This window comes from Cognatiyoonia sp. IB215446 (assembly GCF_033963825.1).
Classification (GTDB): Bacteria; Pseudomonadota; Alphaproteobacteria; order Rhodobacterales; family Rhodobacteraceae; genus Yoonia.
Window position 1 is genome coordinate 215,273 of record NZ_JAXBMD010000002.1, and the last position, 18,302, is coordinate 233,574.

The following is an 18,302-nucleotide window of genomic DNA, read 5'->3' on the forward strand; positions in this document are numbered from 1 at the left end:
ACCTGATTACAACTTTTTGCCGAGGCCCTTCCATTGGAAGGGCCTTTGGTTTTGCGCGCTGTCGCTGACGATCTGGTCGATCTTTGCGGCACGCGTTGCCGGGCGTTTCGCATTCAAAAGAATCTCAAGCGCGCCACGCTTGACCGAACGTGGAAACGCCTCCCAATTCTCGCGCGCGCCGGTTTGGGTGGCAAAGGCTGCTGCTAAGTCCGGCGGGATCACCAGACTCTCTACATCATCCAAAGCGCTCCACGATCCATCCGCTTTGGCCGCTTCGACAGCAGCCAGCCCTGCCGGATGCATCAGACCTTCCGCCGTCAGGCGTGCAGCTTTGTCCCTGTTGACCCGGCTCCAATTGGATCCGCGCTTGCGCGGGCTGATATAGAGCATCGTGCGCTGATCATCCTTGGCCCGCGGCAGGCTATCTACCCAGCCAAAGCACAGGCACGTATCAACAATTTCAGCGACCGGGATGTAGCCCGCTGGCGCGCCCTTCTTCATTGTCACCAGCCAGACACCTTTCGCCCGCCGATGATTGGCGACCAGCCAATCACGCAGGGCGCCTACGCTCTGAACCGAAACTTCGGGTGCATCCACATGCGGGCGTCTGGCCACAGGGAATCTCCATCAGGTCATTCTGCCCGTACTTTAGCCCGAAGCCTCCGGGCTACCAGTCTAACCTAGGCGCTTGCCAATCTGGCCGACATCTTGGGGAGAAGGTCGACGATCCTATCTTCATCGAACTCTACCTTGGGATACTTGGTGCGCGGGAGGATCAGCGGCTTCCCGGCTCTGCAAAGATACGCGTTCTCGAAGGCGGACTGCAAACTGCCACCTGCGGCGAAGTTGGCGCCGTCCGCGTCGCGGGGATCAAACATGTCCGGTGAAGTCATGATCGTCTCGAAAGTCGTCCGACCTCGCAGGATCATCCAGCCTCGGAAATCTTCGAACGCATCATCCGAGCAGCCGTCCTCCAACAAATACGCGAGCCCCCAGATGTCGGCTCGGTAGGCCGCAACAAGATAAGACTGCATCATCTTGCCCGCATCGCGAATGGCTTTGCCGGTGTAGCCTAAGAACTCATCCTCGATCTTCAGGGCCGTCTCGACCTCGGAGTCGCATTGCGCGCGCGCCATGATCTCCCAAAACAGGTCTTCCGACATCGGCGTCTTGTCGGGTGGCGGCAGCTTAGGCTTTTTCTCGGTTCGTAATTCTTCTTTCCACAGCGCGATTTGGGCGCTGTGCTGATCGGCCACGCCGTAATGCGCCGCCCAGTGTTCGAACGCCTCTACCGCGTCTTGGGCTATCTGCTTTTTCGTGGCAAAATCTTTGACCATATCGCGTTGACCCCAATCCGGCACAGACCGAGGGGAGCACTTTTCCTGCTGCGCCTGAGACATTCCATCATATCGGTCCACAGCCTTTTTCACTCCGAGAAAATAGCGGAACACGTCAATATCGGTCGCCACACCGGCCCGCCAGATCTGCGCCGCACTCTTTTCATGCCCAGCGTCGGCCAGCATGTCGACTATCTTTCTGTAGGTTTCCGACAACCCAGCGGTGCAGATGTTGGACATGATGTCTCTTGCAACCAGATGGGCGCTATTGTTGGCGAGATGTTGCTGCGTCACCCAAATAAACAGATTCGGGCTTAGGTCGAAAATCGGTCCTTGTGTTAACTCGGGCGGCGTATCCGCATCGCCGGAATCTCTCTTTTGCGATAACAGCACAAAGCAATGTTGCTGGTCCTCAAACAAGCCTTTGTATTCGATATCGAGAAGATCAGTAATTGCGGTTGAGAGCATGCGTAAACGTCCCGTTGAAACGCCATTTTTGATACTGACCAAACCTGTCAAAACTATGTCTTGTGGGTCGGGCATGCTCCAAAGCCGCCATTGGTACGGTTCATGACAACGTCATTCACGACAGTGCATCATCCGTTATCCCAAGAAAGGTTCGGTGATGGCCATGATGCGTATCTTGAACGGAGCTGCCCAGGGTCATGACCGTTGCAACTATCCCATGTCATCTCCCTGCCGTCCTAGCAAGGCTGCCAGACGCGTGCGTCCGCGATTGACTCGGCTTTTGATCGTGCCGATGGAGACACCGCATGTCTGCGCCGCATCCTCATATGACAGACCGCTCGCCCCTATCAGAACAAGCGCTTCGCGCTGTTCGACTGGCAGCATGCCTAACGCGCGCTCAAAATCGATCATGGCGATATAGGTATCGCCGCCCGGATGGCCGACCAGCTCTTCCGCCAACGGTTCAACCGGCACGATCTTTGCCCCTTTGGTCTTGCGCAGGTTGGTGTAATGCGTGTTGCGCAGAATGGTGAACAGCCATGCCCGCAGATTGGTGCCGGGTCTGAATGTGTGAAAGCCCCTCCACGCTTTCTCAATCGTGTCCTGAACCAAATCATCAGCCGAGACGGCATTGCGCGTCAGGCTGCGTGCAAAAGCGCGCATTTCGCCCAAGTGGGTGATGATGTCTTCGCGGGGGTCAGACGCCCGAAGGGCTGACTTCAACCCTCATGCTCCAGTTCTTTTTCCTCGGCGCGCAAACGGGCAAAGAGCGCGTGAAAGCGGGCCGTGACGCCCTGTTTGACAATTGCCTGATAGTAGCGCCGGATATCGTCGTCGGTCGCGTCATCCGTGCGGGTGCCTGTATCGTGCCTTCTGGCCATCTGGGTCTCCTGTCGGGTTTTTTGTTTACCCCACTTGCGCCCGATATGACGTCAGCATCCTTAATGAAGCGTTAATCGGTTAATCACGCGTCCCGGCAAAGCGCTCTGACCAAGCGGATCGTTGCTCATCGGTGATCTTATCGAACTGGTTGTCTGGGACGTTAAAGGCATGCGCCGCAGGCAATGCTGCGAGTGCCGCCGCCACGTCGGTGGGCCAGCGATCATCCTCCGTCTGCATCGCAGCCAGCATTGCGGCCGAGGCATCAGGGATAAACGGCGCTGACAGGACTGCGTAGATGCGGATCAGGTTCAACCCCAGCCGCACCTGCATCGCCGCCGTGTCCGGGTCGGTCTTGAAGGTCGTCCAGGGCGCGCTGGCCTGCAGATATTCGTTACCCAACACCCAGATGGCCCGCAGCTCTGCCGCCGCCTTGCGCACCTCAATCGCATCCATGAGACCTTCATAAGCGCGGATGCGTTTGGTCAGATCGGCGATCAGCTGCTCTTCAGCCGGGCCATGGGCGCCACCCGCTGGCACGGCCTCACCGAACTTCGAGCGGCAAAACTTAGTGATCCGGCTTACAAAGTTGCCAAGCACATCGGCGAGGTCCTTGTTCACATCCGTCTGGAAGTTTTCCCAGGTAAATTCCGCATCTGACGACTCAGGCGCATGCGATAAAAGCCACCAACGCCAATAGTCTGCGGGCAGAATCTCAAGCGCTTGATCCATGAAGACGCCCCGCCCGCGCGACGTGCTGAACTGGCCGCCATCGTAGTTGAGGTAGTTGAACGACTTGATGTAATCGACCAGCTTCCACGGCTCCTGCGACCCCAGAATGGTCGCCGGGAAGCTGAGCGTGTGGAAGGGCACGTTATCCTTGCCCATAAACTGTGTATAGGTGACGTCATCAGCCCCCTTATCGGTGCGCCACCAGCGCTCCCAATCGTCACCCTTGCCCGCATCCTGCCATTCCTGCGCACAGGCGATGTATTCGATAGGCGCATCGAACCAGACATAGAACACCTTGTCTTCCATGCCCGGCCAGTCTTCTTCGCCCTTCTTGACCGGGATCCCCCAATCCAGATCACGGGTGATGCCGCGGTCCTGCAAACCGTCGCCGTCGTTCAGCCATTTTCTGGCTATGGAGGTGGTGAGGATTGGCCAGTCTGTCTTGCCGTCGATCCATTTGGCGAGGGTTTCCTTTAGTTCGGATTGACGGAGGTAAAGATGCTTGGTCTCGCGCACTTCCAGATCTGTCGCGCCCGAAATGGTCGAATGCGGATTGATCAGATCGGTCGGGTCCAAAAGCTTGCCGCAATTGTCACACTGGTCCCCACGCGCGCTGTCGAACCCGCAATTGGGGCAAGTGCCCTCAATGTAGCGGTCGGGCAGAAAGCGTCCGTCCGCCACCGAATAGACCTGTTCCTCGGTCACTTCCTTGATCAGCCCAAGCTCCGCCAGCCGCCCGGCAAAGGCTTGCGTCAGATTGTGGTTTTGGGGCGATGAGGACCGCCCGAAATGATCGAAAGACAACCGGAACCCATCGGCGATCTCGGACTGAATGCCATGCATCTCGGCACAGTATTCGGCCACCGGCTTGCCCGCCTTGGCCGCTGCCAGTTCTGCTGGAGTACCATGCTCGTCGGTGGCGCAGAGAAACAACACCTCATGCCCGCGCTGCCGCAGATACCGCGCATAAAGATCGGCGGGCAACTGACTGCCGATGAGGTTTCCAAGATGTTTGATCCCGTTGATATAGGGAATGGCAGAGGTGATCAGATGGCGGGCCATATGTGCTGTCCTGAACGATTTCCGCCTATCTAACGGGGCAGGGCGGCGGTGACCACTGGTGTTTTGATGCCCGCGAGCCTAAATACCGCAGCAAGCCACCCAATCAGGAGAGTGATGATGAAACGGCTGATCCCCGCCTTGTTGAGCGCGAGCCTTGCAACTGCTGCAAATGCCCAGGATTTCTATGTCGGTGGTGGCCTTGACTATCACTTCCCCCATTCGGGTGACGATCAGGTGGTCACATCCCTCATCGCAGGGCTTGAGATGGATGCGGGTCCTTTTGCGATCAGCGGCGAGGCCGAATTTGGCGCGCGGATCGCGGGTGATAATGACTATGACACCGCACGGGTGCGTGGCCTCATCAGCTATGACTGGCGTGACTACGCCCTGCATGTGAGCGGCGGGATCACCGAATACTACTTCGATGATGACAATGCAGGCGGCTACAACTTCGGGCTTGGGGCGGCGCGCGACATCAGCGACACACTCGCCATCCGCGGCGAGCTGATCCGCGATTTCATGGACAACACGTTCACTGCTGCCGTGACAACATCGCGGGTCGCGGTGATCTATAAGTTCTAGCGACGGCGGCCAGATGAAAACCATCGGTGTACTCGGTGGCATGTCCGCCGCGTCGACGCAGCTTTACTATGCCGAACTCTGCCGCCTGACCCGCGCGCGGCTGGGCGGGCTGCATTCGCCGCAATTGCTGATCCGCTCGCTCGATTTTGCCGAGATCGAAGTGCTGCAGATGCGCGGCGATTGGGAGGCGGCGGGAGAGATTCTTAATCAGGAGGCGAAGAACCTCGCACAGGGTGGCGCTGATTTCATCATCCTGGCCACCAACACGATGCACAAACTCGCTGATCAGATGATGGCGGGCATCGAGATCCCGCTTCTGCATATCGCCGACGCGACCGCCAGCGCGATTTCCGCCGCCGGATTGCGGCGCCCCGGCCTGATGGCCACCGCCTTCACGATGGAACAGGATTTCTATACCGATCGGCTGAAACAGGCCGGTCTCACACCGGTTCTGCCCAATGACGTCGACCGGGCCGAGACCCACCGCATTATCTATGAAGAGCTATGCAAGGATATCACCACGAAAGAGAGTGAGGCCGCCTATATCGCGATTGCTGCGCGGCTGGCCGATGCGGGGGCCGACAGCCTGATCCTCGGCTGTACCGAGGTTGGGCTGTTGCTCAACGAAGGCAATGTGTCCATTCCCGTTTTTGACACAACGCGCATCCATTGTGCTGCGGCGCTTGATCAGGCCATGGCAGCGTAATCTGGTGGGGCGTTGCCGTCACCCGAAATGTAGGGCCTGTCCCAATCTGCAAGGGTTTTATCGCTCGCGGCTGCGGCCCAGCAAACGCCCAATCCCAAACGTGGTGCGGGGGGCATAGACGTAGCGTGTCCGTTCCTGCGGTGCATCGCGCTTGCGCATGCGTGCCAGTCCGAAGGCAACCAGTACGACATGGCCCGCCGAAACAAAGTAGAAGAGCGCGGCTGGCCCGAAAGCAGCGATCAGGGTGGATGTGGTGAGTGGTGCCGCGATGGCACCTAGGGCAAAGAAGAACATCAGTGCGGCGGATAACTCCACCCGCTGCTCTGACGTGGCGAAGTCATGGGCGTGGGCGGTTGCGACTGAGTAAATCGGGAACGTGGTCAGGCCAAAGAGTCCGGAGGCAAGCATAATTAGCCCGGTGCCTTGCCCAGACGACCAGATCGTCACCCCGCAAGAGGCGATAGCCGCCACTGACAGCCAGATCATCACCCAACGCCGATCAAACTTGTCGGCAAGCCAGCCCACAGGATACTGCGCCAAGGCACCCCCTGCCACGAAGGCCGCCAGGAATGTGCCGATCTGACCGGCGCTCAGGCCGACCTCTTGTCCATAGATCGGCCCGACCATGCGGAACGATGCGCTGGAAAGCGCCGCCACGACCACGGCCGCAACCCCTAGGGGAGAGCAGGTCCAGGCCAGCTTGGGTCGCAACCGCGTGGCCTTGGGGGTCGCCGGTTGCGGCACGCGCGTCAGTGTCAGCGGCAAGAGCGATGCACAGCACAGGATCGTCAGGATATTGTAGGCGATATAGGTCTCAAGACTAGCCAGCGCCCCGATCATAAACTGAGCCACAAAGGACGCGCTTGTATCTGCAATGCGGTAGCTCGCCATGGCCCGCCCGCGCGTCTTATTGGTGACCTTGGCCTGCAGCCAGGCCTCGATCACCGTGTAGCATCCTGCCACGCAAATGCCCGACCCGATGCGGAAAAGCGCCCAGAACCACGGATCGATGACCAGCACATGTGCGGCCAGCCCAATTGCGCCCATCGCGGTACAGGTGGCGAAGGCGCGGCTATGGCCCACGCTGCCCATCAGGCGCGGCGCCCACCAGCAGCCGATGAAGAACCCCAGAAAATGGGCCGAGCCCAGAATACCCACCTCGGCCTGCGTAAAACCCGCATCAAGCCCCGTAAGCGCATCCAGCGGCCCCACGCCACCCGATGACAATTGCAGCAGGGCAACCGAGAGAAAGAGGGCCGCAAAGGACAAAACAACGCGCATGATCCGCCTATGCGCCCCTTTTCACCGAGTCGCTAGATGCCAATCGACAAGCGATGTCGCCTTTGCACCCTTGCCCTCGACCGTGGGCACATTAGGGTCCCGCGAGACAGCGGAATAAAAGGCAACGACATGCAAAAACTCCCCCTCGGTCGCAGCGATATCATGGTTAGCGAGTGGTGCCTCGGCACCATGACCTTCGGCAACCAGACGCCCGAAGATGATGCGCATCATCAGATCGATATGGCCGTCGATGCCGGGATCAACTTCCTCGATACGGCGGAGATGTACCCGGTCAACCCGATCCGGGCCGAGACGGTGGGCCTGTCCGAACAGGTGATTGGCAACTGGATTGCCAAGACCGGGCGGCGAGATGAGATCGTGATCGCCACCAAGGTTTCGGGCAACAACCCCGGCTGGGTCCGCGAGGGGCGCGGCTATGATGGGGGCGTGATCCGCGAGGCGGTCGATACGTCGCTAAAGCGGTTGCAGACGGATGTGATTGACCTTTACCAGATGCACTGGCCAATCCGGGGCTCTTACATGTTCCGCCAGAACTGGCATTACGATCCTTCGGGCCAGAACCGCCAGCAGACGATGGACCATATGATGGATGTGCTAGAGGCGCTGGGCGAGGCGGTCAAGGCAGGCAAGATCCGCGCGATTGGCATGTCGAACGAAAGCGCCTGGGGCATGACCAAATGGATCGATCAGGCCGCGGCGGCGGGCCTGCCGCGCATGGCCTCGGTGCAGAACGAATACTCGCTGCTCTGCCGTCTATATGATACCGATATGGCCGAGATGGCCGTGAATGAGGACGTGACGCTCCTGTCGTTCTCTCCCCTTGCTTGCGGGATGTTGACCGGCAAGTACCAGAACGGCCAGGTGCCCGAAGGCAGCCGAATGTCCATCAATGATGACCTAGGTGGCCGGCGGTCCCCACGGGTCTTTGACGCCACCCAAGCCTATCTTGACCTCGCCGCCGCCCACGGGCTCGACCCGGTGCACATGGCCTTGGCTTGGCAGCGCACGCGGCCCTTCCCGGTCTCGGCGATCTTTGGCGCGACAACCTCTGCCCAACTGACCCAGATACTCGCAGGTAAAGATGTGGTGCTCCCGGAAGAGGTCGTGAGCGCCATTGACGCGCTTCATCAGGCTCATCCGATGCCCTATTGAATGGTCACGTTCGTTTTGCGGTCGGCTTCGAGGGATGGCCCGACCGTGTCAGGCGACGATCATTGCCTGCGTCAGCACGTCACCGCATCGCTGTCGACCCATCGGACCCTGCTTGGTATATGACATGGATGGTGCAGAGGTGTTTCAGGTGCCGGGTTCTTTCGCTGCAGTCCTGCCAAAGGCCGCTTTCTCACATCGTCCAGAGACTTCGAAAAGATTGAAAACCTCTGGCCGCAATGGCAGGCGTCCTTCTCGTGTATAGATCAAGAGCAAGTGGCAGCCCCGTTTCACCAGCGACGTCAGACATTATCGTGAGGGCTATGAGCCATGAGTATCTGTCGTAGCATTCTGGCGGCACTGGCGTCTTCGATACTATTGTCGGTGGCCGCGCGCGCGGATGTGTCCGACGTCGCGCAAGCGTTTGTCGATATCTGCCCCTCGGTCTTGATCCAGGAAATCTCACCACGCGATCTTGGTATGGTCCCACAAGTCGATGGCATATCTCCGGTGATCACAAAGGAACTGATCGCAAACATGCCCGGGGTGTTCTGGCGTAGTGAAGCAACCGACGTTACACTATCGCTCCCCTTGGGCCGTTTGGTGTGTTCGGTTGGCGGTGAAGTCGATGATCCTTCAACTTCGCTGGCCGCGTTTGAAAAGTGGCGCGTGGAACATCCGAACAGGTTGCAGCTCATTAAGACACAGACCCTTGGTCAATCCGGTTCGCGCGCGGGCTTATTGCTGGAGTTGTGTCTGAGGGATCCCGTGGATCTGAAAGACCATCGCGCAGTGGGCGAAGTAAACACGCGCCCGCAGGGTTGGTCGTTGACCCTTACGCTGCATCGTGACGAAGCATGTGAGGCCTTACGCTGAAGCAACCCACAATGGAGGTCTGGGCAGACGTGATGGCTTTCGAAGCAGACACGCGCAGTTTGGCATAAAACCAATGTAACTCTGGGGAATTGTGACTTACTTCCCCATGCGTGTCCCAAAAAGCGGCTAGCACTGCGATACCTCTTCACCAAAATCTGTCCTGGCTTCAGCATTGAAACAATTCTCACAGGTTACGAGAGAGCAGTGTGATTTTCCCGAGCGTAGCGCGCCAAATAACCGAAATGGGTGCGGGATTACCGACCTGCCTGTGCCGCACCGCACAAAGGCGACTGGCTGGATGTTTCCAATTTCGGGTCAATCGGCCGAAAGGAATTTCATTGGCTGGGCTGGGCGTGGTTTTGGCGAAAATTATGCCCTGATCTTGCCTTATTTGGCGCGGGCTCGCCGCTGAAACAGACGCTAACGGCGATATGAGAGGGCTTCATTTCTACCCTAGGCGGATTTGTCCTAATCAATTGGATATCACCACCGCTCCATTGATCCACAGGAACTGACCCATGAACAACGCCCGCACATTCACCGCACTTTCACTCATCGCGCTGGCTGGCGCGGCAACAGCGCTGCCTTTTGACGCCACCGACGCCGCCGAAGCCCTGCAGCGCGAGACGGCGATCCTCGAAGCGACCGGCGCGACGCCGTCAACTGAGCCCGTTGCGATCTTTCCCGCCATGCCGGAGGTCGAGATCGCAGTGCCTCAAGAAGAGCTGACGCTGCCCGCCACTCAGGCCATTGAAGAGGTGGCCGCAGCCGCGGTGAATGACATCACACCGCCCGCAATCGATGTCGCCGCGCAGGCACCAGAGACTGTCGCACCCGTGCTCGATGTGGCTCCACCTGCTGTTGATCTCGTCGCGCTGGCCGAAACCCATGACGCGCTGGCGGTGCGCAAGGGCGAAGATGGCGAGGCGGATGCGATGATGATGCTGTCGGACGTGCTCTTCAGTTTCGGCGATGACAGGCTGGAACCGGCAGCGGTGAGCCTCTTGGAAGAGCTTGCGCCTGAACTTGAAGGCGCCACTGCGCTGCAGATTGCGGGACACACCGATGCCATTGGTGATGAGGTCTCCAATCAGGAACTGGGCCTGCGTCGCGCGAATGCTGTACGCGACTGGCTGATCGCCAATAGTGCACTGAGCGCTGATGTGGTGACCGCAACAGGGATTGGCGAGGTTGACCCTGTTGCTGATAACCTGCGCGCCGATGGCTCGGACAACCCCGAAGGCCGTGCACTGAACCGCCGTGTGGAATTCCTGCTGCCCGATGCTGGCTGAAGCCGTGGGGTAGGGTGGTCGGAAGCGCCCATCCTACTTGTCGTGGAATACTCTGAAACGGGGACCCGCATCGGTGATCTCCTCCAACCCCATCGCGCGGTAGGCCGCATGCGCGGTGGGATTGTCCGGCGCGGTGCCAATCGTCACGACTTTGGCCCCGACCTCTTCGGCATTTTCCCTGACTGTCGCGATCAGGGCGCGTCCGACACCTTGGGCGCGTGAGCGTTCAGCGACATAAAGATGCTGGATGTCAAAACCGATCCGGGCCGAGTGGATTTGCAGCTTTTTCAAAACCCCCGCATAGCCCACAATCTCTCGCCCATCACGCGCAACAAAGGCCAGCGCCGGGGCGTGATCGCCAAAGAAGAAGTCTTGCAGTTGCTCTAACGTGACCTCTGCTTCATCGCCGTGGAAGGCGGATAAGCAGCGGATCATGGCTTGTATATGAGGCAGGTCGCGTGGCGCTGCCGGGGTGATAGAAAATGTCGTCATGTCTCGTGATCCTTGGCGTTTGGCCCCGCGCAAGGACACAGATCAGCTTCAGCACCCTTGCGGGCGGCTGTTGATGTCAGATGTCAGAAAGGTCCAGCCGCCGCTATATGGCGCTGGTAAAATAAACGCTGGCAATGTGCGGTCGCTTGGTCATGGCAAATGAACTGCCAGACCCGGGGCCGATCTGTCAAGGATTGCCTTGTGCGCCCGTCCAATTTCGCCCAGTGTCGCGCAAAACGACCGAGGGAGGGCGGCGATGCCATTGCAAATGAACCGCGAGGTGTTCATCACCTGCGCCGTGACCGGGTCCGGCTCCACTCAGGAGCGCAGCCCGCATGTGCCACGCTCGCCTAAGCAGATTGCCGAGAGCGCCATTGATGCCGCGAAAGCCGGGGCGGCGATTGTTCATTGTCATGTGCGCGACCCGGAAACCGGCGTGCCGTCGCGCGATCTGGCGCTTTACCGCGAAGTCACAGACCGCATCCGTGATGCTGAAGTTGATGTCGTCCTGAACCTGACTGCTGGCATGGGCGGCGATATCGTCTTTGGCGGGACCGAGGCTCCGCTGCCGACTGTTGAAGGTACTGACATGGTTGGGGCCACGGAACGTGTGGCCCATGTCGCCGCCTGTCTGCCCGAAATCTGCACGCTCGATTGCGGCACGATGAACTTCGCCGAGGCCGATTATGTCATGACCAACACGCCCGGCATGTTGCAGGCCATGGGCCGGATGATGACCGATCTGGGCGTGAAACCGGAGATCGAAGCGTTTGACACCGGCCATCTTTGGTACGCCAAGCAACTTGTGCAGGACGGCATCCTCGACAGCCCGGCTTTGGTGCAGCTTTGCATGGGCGTGCCCTGGGGCGCGCCCGATGACCTCAATACCTTCATAGCCATGGTCAACAATGTGCCTGATGATTGGGTCTTCTCGGCCTTCGGCCTCGGCCGGTCGCAGATGCCTTATGTCGCCGCCGCCGTACTCGCTGGGGGCAATGTGCGCGTCGGTTTGGAGGATAATCTGATGCTCGACAAAGGCGTGCTTGCCACGAATGCACAGCTTGTGGAGCGCGCCGTTGGCATCATTGAAAACCTTGGCGCGCGGGTGATCGGCCCCGATAAGGTCCGCGCGAAACTGGACCTGACCAAACGCGCCCCGGTCGCGGCATGAGGGCGCTGGTTTTCGCACTGCTGCTCTCCGGTTGTGGGGTGCTTGAGGTCTACCGTGATACCGATGCGCCCATCGCCTCCAAGGCTGTGTTCGAACCTGACCGTTACCTGGGCCTCTGGTTCGAGGTTGCGCGCTATCCCGTTCCGTTTGAGAGAGGCTGCGTGGGTGTGACCGCCGAATACGGCGCGCGCGATGACGGGCTCATCTCGGTCCTGAATATCTGCCGCAACCCTGATGGTACTGAAAAATCCCGCATTGCGGGCACCGCCGAAATTGTCGGCCCCGGCAGGCTCAAGGTGCGCTTCCCCTCGGTGCCCTTTGTGGCCGCCGATTACTGGGTGCTTTGGACCGACGAAGACTACCAGACCGCTGTCGTCGGTGCGCCGAACGGACGCGCGGGCTGGATCCTGAACCGCACGCCCGAGATCCGCGCCGACCGGTTGAACGCGGCCAAGGATGTGCTTGCCTTCAACGGCTATGATCTGACCCGGCTAAAGGAGGTCGCGCAATGAAGCGTCTCGCGATTGGTTTTGTCACACTTTTGGCCGCCTGCGATGGCGGCGCGGGCTTCGGCGGCGGGGGCAATCCCGAATTCATGGTCATCGGTGGCCGCATGAGCTTTGAGGATTGCCGGTCGCGCGGTGGCCTGATCATCCGGGACGCCAATACCGCGATGATCGCTTGCGACCCCTCGGTGCGTGGTGAGCCGCAGCCCGTCGATGAATTCGACAACCCCGCCAATGCCGGGTAGCGCCGCATGAGTGGTCAGACGGCAGCAATCATCGGCGGCGGTGTGATCGGAGGCGGTTGGGCCGCGCGATTCCTTTTGATGGGTTGGGATGTGCGAGTATTTGACCCGGACCCGGAAGCCGAGCGCAAATTGGGCGCAGTGCTGGACAACGCACGCAGGTCGCTCCCCGGTCTGTCTGACGTGGCTTTGCCACCTGAAGGCGCGCTGACATTCCATGATACGATCCCCGACGCAGTCTCAGGCGCGATCTGGATTCAGGAAAGCGTGCCCGAAAGGCTTGAGCTCAAGCGGGAGGTTTATCGCACGGTCCAGGAACACTGCGCGCCCGACGCCATCATCGGCTCATCGACCAGCGGGTTCAGACCATCTGAATTGCAGGAACACGCAAAACGACCGGGGCAAATCCTCGTCACACATCCGTTCAACCCGGTCTATCTGTTGCCCTTGGTCGAACTGGTGCCGAGCCCTTCCACGGCAGCAGAGACCACCGAAACGGCAAAGGCCATCCTGACCGAAATCGGCATGTATCCCTTGCACGTGCGCGCTGAAATCGACGCCCATATCGCCGACCGTTTCCTTGAAGCCGTCTGGCGCGAGGCGCTGTGGCTGATCAACGACGGTATCGCCACAACTGAAGAGATCGACAACGCGATCCGCTATGGTTTTGGCCTGCGCTGGGCGCAGATGGGCCTTTTTGAGACTTACCGGATCGCCGGTGGCGAGGCGGGCATGCGCCATTTCATCGCGCAATTCGGCCCCGCGCTGAAGTGGCCCTGGACCAAGCTGATGGATGTCCCTGACCTCACCGATGACCTGATCACCCAGATTGCGGACCAATCCGATGCGCAATCGGGCGACTACACGATCCGCGAACTCGAACGCATGCGCGACGATAACCTTGTGACTATCCTGCGCGGGCTCAAGGCCCGCGATGCCGGGGCAGGGGCGCTGCTGAATGCGCGGGACCGCCGGGTTGAAGGTGCTGTGGCCCTACCGGATGACCTCAGCCGGCCCATCGTGACCGTGCACCGCGCCGTCCCGCTCGACTGGACCGACTATAACGGCCATATGAACGAGGCGCGGTATCTGCAGGCCTTTGGCGATGCGACCGACCGGATGATGCTGCTGATCGGTTGCGACGCGGAATACATCGCGACGGGCGGCAGCTTTTTCACTGCCGAGACCCATATCCGCCATCTGAACGAGGTTCATGCCGGTGCCGTGATCCGCATCGAGACGCGGGTGCTGCTGGGCGAAGGCAAGAAGATGCATCTCTTTCACCGAATGTACGAAGGCACGCGCGAGCTCGCGACAGGCGAGCACATGCTGATCCATGTGAACCTTGAGACACGCCGCGCCAGCGCACCCGCGCCGCATTTGGCAGAGGTGCTGGCAAAGGTGGCTGAGGCGCATGCGATACTGCCGAGACCTGACGGGGCCGGGAAAGCTGTTGGTGTTAAAGGTTAGTTTGTAGGGCCGCGCCCTCCCGGTGGGAGGGTCGGGCGCGGCCCGGGCCGGGGGCCCGGTCCAACTCGCGTCTAAGCTTAGTTTCCAGATATCTCAGCAATCAGCCCATCGAAATACGCCGCGAGTTCCCGCTGCCCGATGGCGGCCGCCCGGACCAGCGCATCGAAGTGCTGCGTGATGGCAACGACGCGATCGGTGTCGCGAAAGACAAGGTAGTTCTGCCCAATATAGATAACCGCCAGAAGCGGTCCGAACACCGTGACGGGCGCCGAAAAAAGCTGTCGCTTGTCAAAGATGTGCAGGCGCAAAGAAGGATAAAGCTGGGCGTGCAAATCGCGCAATTGAAGCAGTTGTGTCTGCCGCAAAGCGGGCGAAATGCCAGCGTAATAACCCGTCGCGCCCGCAAAAGCCTCCAATTCCGCCATGGGTATCGCGATCTCGTAATCCGACCGCGCGCCGCGCATCCAGTTCAGCCTGTCGCGGCTTGCGCCAATGGCCTGATCAATCGTCTTGCCGAGCGAGGGCGCGTACTCCCAACGCAACATATCCTCGGTCTTGAGCATATCCGGCAGGCCTGCGGGTACGTGCCTGATCTTGTAGCCCGCGGCCTCCTGATGCCAGGCAAAGATTTGGTCATCGACCATCGCGCGGGGCGCTTCGGTCATCGAAATAGCGGTGGCCACCAGATCAGCCGCCTGTTCGGGCCGGTCCGACAGACCCAGCAGCCAGTCGGCGCTCACCCCCAGCCCTGCCGCCACCTCGGCCACCAATTGTGCATTTGGCAGTCTCGCGCCCTTGTCCTTCAGGAGTTGCGACAGTGTTGATCGATCAACACCCACCTGCCGGGCCAAAGCGCTTTGTGACATCTGCACCGCAGACATGGCCGCCTGCAGGCGATCACGGAAGAGTTGCGCGCGCTCACGTTTGTCGATTTTTATCACCATGGCATCAAAAAATCACAGATCGCGGTTTTTGTGAACTACTCTCAGAATGGGCAAGAGCGGCGTGACGCCGCAGAATGTCAGTATGGGACAGGATAACAAGAACCGTCCCGGCGGGGTCGCCTGGCCCACGCTGGGCCTTATCGTCATTTGCTATGGTGCGTGGTTCGCGGCGCTTTGGTTTTCGCCGATCGTGCTGGCAATACCGCTGCTTGCGATCATTATCGCGCTCCATGCCTCGCTCCAGCACGAGGTGATCCACGGCCATCCGTTTCGGTGGCAATGGCTGAACGACGCGCTGATCTGGCCGCCGCTGATGCTGATCGTGCCCTATGCGCGGTTCAAGGCCACACATCTGGCGCATCATAACGACGCCACGCTGACCGACCCTTATGATGATCCAGAAACCAATTTCCTCGATCCTGGGACATGGGAGAGGTTGCCGAGCGCAGTTCAGATGATCCTGACTTGGAATAATACGCTCGCCGGACGGCTGATCCTCGGGCCCGCCATAGGAACGATCATGTTCATGCTGGGCGAATGGCGCATGCGCGATGCCGCCGTCACACGCGGCTGGGCGCTGCACATCCCTGCGCTCATCGTCACGCTCTGGGTGATCTTGGTCGCACCTATCCCCGTTTGGGCCTATTTCATCGCTGCCTATTTCGCGATGTCGCTTCTAAAACTGCGCACGTTTCTGGAGCATCAGGCCCACGAACGCGCCAGCGGGCGCAGCGTCATCATTGAGGATCGCGGACCCTTTGCCTTTCTCTTCCTCAACAACAACCTGCACGTGGTCCACCACATGCATCCGGGCGTTGCGTGGTACGATCTGCCCGCGCTCTACCAGTCACGCAAGGACCACTATCAGAGGCGCAATGGCGGCTATGTCTACCGCTCATACACAGAGGTTTTTGCCCGCTACCTCTGGCACCGCAAGGACCCCGTCGCGCACCCGCTCTGGCGGCGCTAGACGATTGGGTGCATAGGGGTTTCTGATGGAACCCTGGATACTGATCACACTTGGTGCCGCCGCCGCGCAGACCTTGCGCTTCATGCTGCAAAAGCACCTCAAGGCGACCCAGCTTTCGACTGCTGGGGCGACCTTTGCGCGGTTTATCTATTCCGCGCCGTTGGTCGCGGTGATCGCGACCCTTTATGCCACGACAACCGGGCAGGGCGCACCACAGGTCCCCGCGCAGTTCTGGCCCTACATGCTTGCAGGCGGCACGTCGCAGATCCTTGCCACGATGTGTGTCGTGGCCCTCTTCATGCATCGCAACTTTGCTGTCGGGATCACGTTCAAAAAGACCGAAGTGCTGCTGAGCGCGCTGTTCGGCTTTCTGATCCTCGGTGACGTCTTCACCGGCTGGGCGATTTTCGCGATGTGCGTTGGCCTTGCCGGGGTTCTTTTGCTGTCGGACCCGCCGGGCGGCACGGGCCCCTGGCATCAACGGATCTTCACCCGGGCGACGGCGTTGGGCCTTGGCGCCGGCATTCTCTTCGGGATTTCCGGCAACGGCTATCGCGGCGCATCCCTGTCGCTGGGTGATGGCGATGTCTTCTATCGCGCGATCATCACGCTGGCCTTTGTAACCGCGTTTCAGACGCTTTCAATGGCGGCCTATCTGGCCTGGCGTGAGAGGGGGCAGATCAGCACCGTTTTGCGCGCCTGGCGTGTCGCGGGCCTTGTGGGGCTGACCAGCATGGTCGGCTCCATCTGCTGGTTCACGGCCTTCACCCTGCAGAACGCGGCTTATGTGAATGCGGTGGGGCAGGTAGAGCTTTTGTTCTCACTCCTGATCGGCGCATTCGTCTTTGGTGAGAAGGTTACTGGGCGCGAATGGCAGGGGCTGACGCTGCTCACGGCGAGCATCATCATTCTGGTCCTCGTCACCTAAAGCGGTGACTTGCCCTCAAGGCGGCTGACCAGATGCGCCTCATCATCATTGCGAAAGAACGGGACCGTGGCAGGCGGGCCGCCTTGTTTGAGATGGACGATCAACTCCGCCAGCACCACCTGCGTGATAAACGGCAGATCGAATTGCCGTGCCGCCGCCAAAGGCACCCATTGCAGATGCGCGAGTTCATCCTCGGCGCCAAAGAAGTCATCCGGGTCGGTGACGAGATCATCCGCCGAGGCGAGAAAGAACCGCGCGTCAAACCGGCGCGGACGCCCCTCTGGCGTGACTGCCCGGAAAAAGAATTGCAGCGCGCGCCCGTTTGGCCAATGCCCGGTATCCGCAAAGCGCCGCCAATTTTCGGGTGGATGCGGCCAGGACCCCACCGTGCCCAACATCTGCCCCGTCTCTTCCCACAATTCGCGGATGGCGGCCGCAGCGAGCGAAATAGGGGACACCCGGCTTTCGCTCTTCAGCCGCTCCTCATCGATTGAGGACAGGGCAGTCAGCGGAACGCGCGCGTCATCAGCATCGACAGCCCCGCCGGGAAAGACGAACTTGCCCGGCATAAACGCGGCCTTGGCGCCGCGCTGGCCCATCAGCACCATCGGGTTCGTGTCGGCGTGGCGCAAAACGATGATCGTTGCGGCGTCCCGGATCGGGGCAGGCCCGGTCCGTGGTTTAGGGACCAGATTAGGCCGCATGCCCAAAGCCATGCATCCGCCGTGCCCATTGGATGCCCACAATCATGCCCTTCAGACGCGGCAGCAGGGCCAGCGAAAGCGCAACTGCCCCCACGCTCAGCACCGTGGCCATCACCCATGGTTCGGGCCGCCAGACTACCCACATGATATGAATGGCAAAGCCGATGATATGCGCCACGATCAGGATCGTCAGATAGGCCGGGCCATCATCTGCGCGGTGATGATGCAGGGCCTCACCGCAATTCGGGCAATTGTCGGTGACCTTCAGATAGCTGGTGAAAAGCTGTCCATCACCGCATTTCGGACACCGGCAGCGCAGACCGTGCATCAGGGCAGGGCGCATGGGCCGCTCATCCTCGTGGGTCATTGCATCTGTCATAATGTCTCCGATCTTGCGGCTCAGATGACCTATCCGCACCTCTTTGAAAAGGGGATGCGGCAATTTGTAAAGAATTGCGCCACCGCGCGACGGAAAAACCAGGCCCCGCCG

General features: G+C 60.0%; 21 protein-coding genes. 11 read left to right on the plus strand and 10 right to left on the minus strand.

Annotated elements, in window-relative coordinates; translation table 11 throughout:
* Positions 1–6 precede the first annotated feature (6 nt).
* The 5 genes from SLH49_RS08490 to metG all read right to left on the minus strand — a co-directional run bounded on the left by SLH49_RS08490 (position 7) and on the right by metG (position 4,478).
* Positions 7–615 carry a YdeI/OmpD-associated family protein gene (locus SLH49_RS08490; protein WP_320268736.1) on the minus strand — a complete coding sequence of 203 codons (609 nt, stop codon included), beginning with the start codon at positions 613–615 and terminating at the stop codon, positions 7–9.
* 65 nt (positions 616–680) lie between these two features.
* Positions 681–1,880: a DUF4240 domain-containing protein gene (locus SLH49_RS08495; protein WP_320268737.1), complete on the minus strand. Its 1,200-nt coding sequence runs from the start codon at positions 1,878–1,880 to the stop codon at positions 681–683.
* Between the two features lie 135 nt (positions 1,881–2,015).
* Positions 2,016–2,528, minus strand: a complete 513-nt coding sequence (locus SLH49_RS08500; protein ID WP_320268738.1) for a sigma-70 family RNA polymerase sigma factor — start codon at positions 2,526–2,528, stop codon at positions 2,016–2,018.
* Positions 2,525–2,686 (minus strand): hypothetical protein, encoded by a 162-nt coding sequence (locus tag SLH49_RS08505; protein WP_320268739.1) that lies wholly within the window; start codon positions 2,684–2,686, stop codon positions 2,525–2,527. The genes SLH49_RS08500 and SLH49_RS08505 overlap by 4 nt, the downstream gene beginning before the upstream one ends.
* 79 nt (positions 2,687–2,765) lie before the next feature.
* Complete coding sequence (metG, locus tag SLH49_RS08510) at positions 2,766–4,478, minus strand: methionine--tRNA ligase (RefSeq protein ID WP_320268740.1); 1,713 nt, start codon at positions 4,476–4,478, stop codon at positions 2,766–2,768.
* 114 nt (positions 4,479–4,592) lie between these two features.
* Here metG and SLH49_RS08515 point away from each other — a divergent pair, with 114 nt between their 5' ends.
* Both SLH49_RS08515 and SLH49_RS08520 read left to right on the plus strand, forming a co-directional pair.
* On the plus strand, positions 4,593–5,060 hold the full coding sequence (locus SLH49_RS08515) for a hypothetical protein (protein WP_320268741.1): 468 nt from the start codon (positions 4,593–4,595) through the stop codon (positions 5,058–5,060).
* A gap of 13 nt (positions 5,061–5,073) precedes the next feature.
* A complete protein-coding gene (locus tag SLH49_RS08520; protein WP_320268742.1) occupies positions 5,074–5,766 on the plus strand; it encodes an aspartate/glutamate racemase family protein in 693 nt (230 codons plus the stop codon).
* Between the two features lie 57 nt (positions 5,767–5,823).
* Here the strand turns inward: SLH49_RS08520 and SLH49_RS08525 are convergent, their stop codons facing one another.
* Positions 5,824–7,047 (minus strand): MFS transporter, encoded by a 1,224-nt coding sequence (locus tag SLH49_RS08525; RefSeq protein WP_320268743.1) that lies wholly within the window; start codon positions 7,045–7,047, stop codon positions 5,824–5,826.
* A gap of 129 nt (positions 7,048–7,176) precedes the next feature.
* Here SLH49_RS08525 and SLH49_RS08530 point away from each other — a divergent pair, with 129 nt between their 5' ends.
* The 3 genes from SLH49_RS08530 (at position 7,177) to SLH49_RS08540 (ending at position 10,385) form a co-directional block, all read left to right on the plus strand.
* Positions 7,177–8,220, plus strand: coding sequence for an aldo/keto reductase (locus tag SLH49_RS08530; RefSeq protein WP_320268744.1), 1,044 nt, complete (start codon positions 7,177–7,179; stop codon positions 8,218–8,220).
* A gap of 327 nt (positions 8,221–8,547) precedes the next feature.
* Positions 8,548–9,093: a hypothetical protein gene (locus SLH49_RS08535; RefSeq protein ID WP_320268745.1), complete on the plus strand. Its 546-nt coding sequence runs from the start codon at positions 8,548–8,550 to the stop codon at positions 9,091–9,093.
* Positions 9,094–9,611: 518 nt separating this feature from the next.
* Positions 9,612–10,385, plus strand: coding sequence for an OmpA family protein (locus tag SLH49_RS08540; protein WP_320268746.1), 774 nt, complete (start codon positions 9,612–9,614; stop codon positions 10,383–10,385).
* A 33-nt stretch (positions 10,386–10,418) separates the two neighbouring features.
* Here SLH49_RS08540 and SLH49_RS08545 read toward each other — a convergent pair whose 3' ends face one another.
* Positions 10,419–10,877, minus strand: a complete 459-nt coding sequence (locus tag SLH49_RS08545) for a GNAT family N-acetyltransferase (RefSeq protein ID WP_320268747.1) — start codon at positions 10,875–10,877, stop codon at positions 10,419–10,421.
* A 256-nt stretch (positions 10,878–11,133) separates the two neighbouring features.
* On the opposite strand from SLH49_RS08545, the gene SLH49_RS08550 reads away from it, so the two are divergent.
* Genes SLH49_RS08550 through SLH49_RS08565 form a run of 4 tightly spaced genes read left to right on the plus strand, consistent with a single transcriptional unit; the run spans position 11,134 to position 14,266 of the window.
* Positions 11,134–12,048, plus strand: coding sequence for a 3-keto-5-aminohexanoate cleavage protein (locus SLH49_RS08550; RefSeq protein WP_320268748.1), 915 nt, complete (start codon positions 11,134–11,136; stop codon positions 12,046–12,048).
* A complete protein-coding gene (locus SLH49_RS08555) occupies positions 12,045–12,560 on the plus strand; it encodes a lipocalin family protein (RefSeq protein ID WP_320268749.1) in 516 nt (171 codons plus the stop codon). Before SLH49_RS08550 ends, SLH49_RS08555 begins: the two co-directional genes overlap by 4 nt.
* Positions 12,557–12,799: a hypothetical protein gene (locus tag SLH49_RS08560; protein WP_320268750.1), complete on the plus strand. Its 243-nt coding sequence runs from the start codon at positions 12,557–12,559 to the stop codon at positions 12,797–12,799. The genes SLH49_RS08555 and SLH49_RS08560 overlap by 4 nt, the downstream gene beginning before the upstream one ends.
* Before the next feature lie 6 nt (positions 12,800–12,805).
* Complete coding sequence (locus SLH49_RS08565) at positions 12,806–14,266, plus strand: carnitine 3-dehydrogenase (protein WP_320268751.1); 1,461 nt, start codon at positions 12,806–12,808, stop codon at positions 14,264–14,266.
* Positions 14,267–14,343: 77 nt separating this feature from the next.
* Here the strand turns inward: SLH49_RS08565 and SLH49_RS08570 are convergent, their stop codons facing one another.
* Positions 14,344–15,210 carry a helix-turn-helix transcriptional regulator gene (locus SLH49_RS08570; protein WP_320268752.1) on the minus strand — a complete coding sequence of 289 codons (867 nt, stop codon included), beginning with the start codon at positions 15,208–15,210 and terminating at the stop codon, positions 14,344–14,346.
* A gap of 82 nt (positions 15,211–15,292) precedes the next feature.
* Here SLH49_RS08570 and SLH49_RS08575 point away from each other — a divergent pair, with 82 nt between their 5' ends.
* Both SLH49_RS08575 and SLH49_RS08580 read left to right on the plus strand, forming a co-directional pair.
* A complete protein-coding gene (locus SLH49_RS08575; protein WP_320268753.1) occupies positions 15,293–16,180 on the plus strand; it encodes a fatty acid desaturase in 888 nt (295 codons plus the stop codon).
* A gap of 25 nt (positions 16,181–16,205) precedes the next feature.
* Entirely contained in the window at positions 16,206–17,108 is a 903-nt protein-coding gene (locus SLH49_RS08580) for a DMT family transporter (protein WP_320268754.1), read from the plus strand.
* Here SLH49_RS08580 and SLH49_RS08585 read toward each other — a convergent pair.
* Both SLH49_RS08585 and SLH49_RS08590 read right to left on the minus strand, forming a co-directional pair.
* Positions 17,105–17,812 carry an NUDIX hydrolase gene (locus SLH49_RS08585; RefSeq protein ID WP_320268755.1) on the minus strand — a complete coding sequence of 236 codons (708 nt, stop codon included), beginning with the start codon at positions 17,810–17,812 and terminating at the stop codon, positions 17,105–17,107. The genes SLH49_RS08580 and SLH49_RS08585 overlap by 4 nt on opposite strands.
* Positions 17,802–18,191, minus strand: a complete 390-nt coding sequence (locus SLH49_RS08590) for a DUF983 domain-containing protein (protein ID WP_320268756.1) — start codon at positions 18,189–18,191, stop codon at positions 17,802–17,804. Before SLH49_RS08590 ends, SLH49_RS08585 begins: the two co-directional genes overlap by 11 nt.
* Positions 18,192–18,302 lie beyond the last annotated feature (111 nt).

Bases quoted from the DNA above. Each gene is read 5' to 3' on its own strand.
- SLH49_RS08495 (WP_320268737.1), bottom strand. From the start codon at position 1,880: ATGCCCGACCCACAAGACATAGTTTTGACAGGTTTGGTCAGTATCAAA.
- SLH49_RS08505 (WP_320268739.1), bottom strand. From the start codon at position 2,686: ATGGCCAGAAGGCACGATACAGGCACCCGCACGGATGACGCGACCGAC.
- metG (WP_320268740.1), bottom strand. From the start codon at position 4,478: ATGGCCCGCCATCTGATCACCTCTGCCATTCCCTATATCAACGGGATC.
- SLH49_RS08515 (WP_320268741.1), top strand. From the start codon at position 4,593: ATGATGAAACGGCTGATCCCCGCCTTGTTGAGCGCGAGCCTTGCAACT.
- SLH49_RS08520 (WP_320268742.1), top strand. From the start codon at position 5,074: ATGAAAACCATCGGTGTACTCGGTGGCATGTCCGCCGCGTCGACGCAG.
- SLH49_RS08525 (WP_320268743.1), bottom strand. From the start codon at position 7,047: ATGCGCGTTGTTTTGTCCTTTGCGGCCCTCTTTCTCTCGGTTGCCCTG.
- SLH49_RS08530 (WP_320268744.1), top strand. From the start codon at position 7,177: ATGCAAAAACTCCCCCTCGGTCGCAGCGATATCATGGTTAGCGAGTGG.
- SLH49_RS08535 (WP_320268745.1), top strand. From the start codon at position 8,548: ATGAGTATCTGTCGTAGCATTCTGGCGGCACTGGCGTCTTCGATACTA.
- SLH49_RS08540 (WP_320268746.1), top strand. From the start codon at position 9,612: ATGAACAACGCCCGCACATTCACCGCACTTTCACTCATCGCGCTGGCT.
- SLH49_RS08545 (WP_320268747.1), bottom strand. From the start codon at position 10,877: ATGACGACATTTTCTATCACCCCGGCAGCGCCACGCGACCTGCCTCAT.
- SLH49_RS08550 (WP_320268748.1), top strand. From the start codon at position 11,134: ATGCCATTGCAAATGAACCGCGAGGTGTTCATCACCTGCGCCGTGACC.
- SLH49_RS08555 (WP_320268749.1), top strand. From the start codon at position 12,045: ATGAGGGCGCTGGTTTTCGCACTGCTGCTCTCCGGTTGTGGGGTGCTT.
- SLH49_RS08560 (WP_320268750.1), top strand. From the start codon at position 12,557: ATGAAGCGTCTCGCGATTGGTTTTGTCACACTTTTGGCCGCCTGCGAT.
- SLH49_RS08565 (WP_320268751.1), top strand. From the start codon at position 12,806: ATGAGTGGTCAGACGGCAGCAATCATCGGCGGCGGTGTGATCGGAGGC.
- SLH49_RS08570 (WP_320268752.1), bottom strand. From the start codon at position 15,210: ATGGTGATAAAAATCGACAAACGTGAGCGCGCGCAACTCTTCCGTGAT.
- SLH49_RS08575 (WP_320268753.1), top strand. From the start codon at position 15,293: ATGGGACAGGATAACAAGAACCGTCCCGGCGGGGTCGCCTGGCCCACG.
- SLH49_RS08580 (WP_320268754.1), top strand. From the start codon at position 16,206: ATGGAACCCTGGATACTGATCACACTTGGTGCCGCCGCCGCGCAGACC.
- SLH49_RS08585 (WP_320268755.1), bottom strand. From the start codon at position 17,812: ATGCGGCCTAATCTGGTCCCTAAACCACGGACCGGGCCTGCCCCGATC.
- SLH49_RS08590 (WP_320268756.1), bottom strand. From the start codon at position 18,191: ATGACAGATGCAATGACCCACGAGGATGAGCGGCCCATGCGCCCTGCC.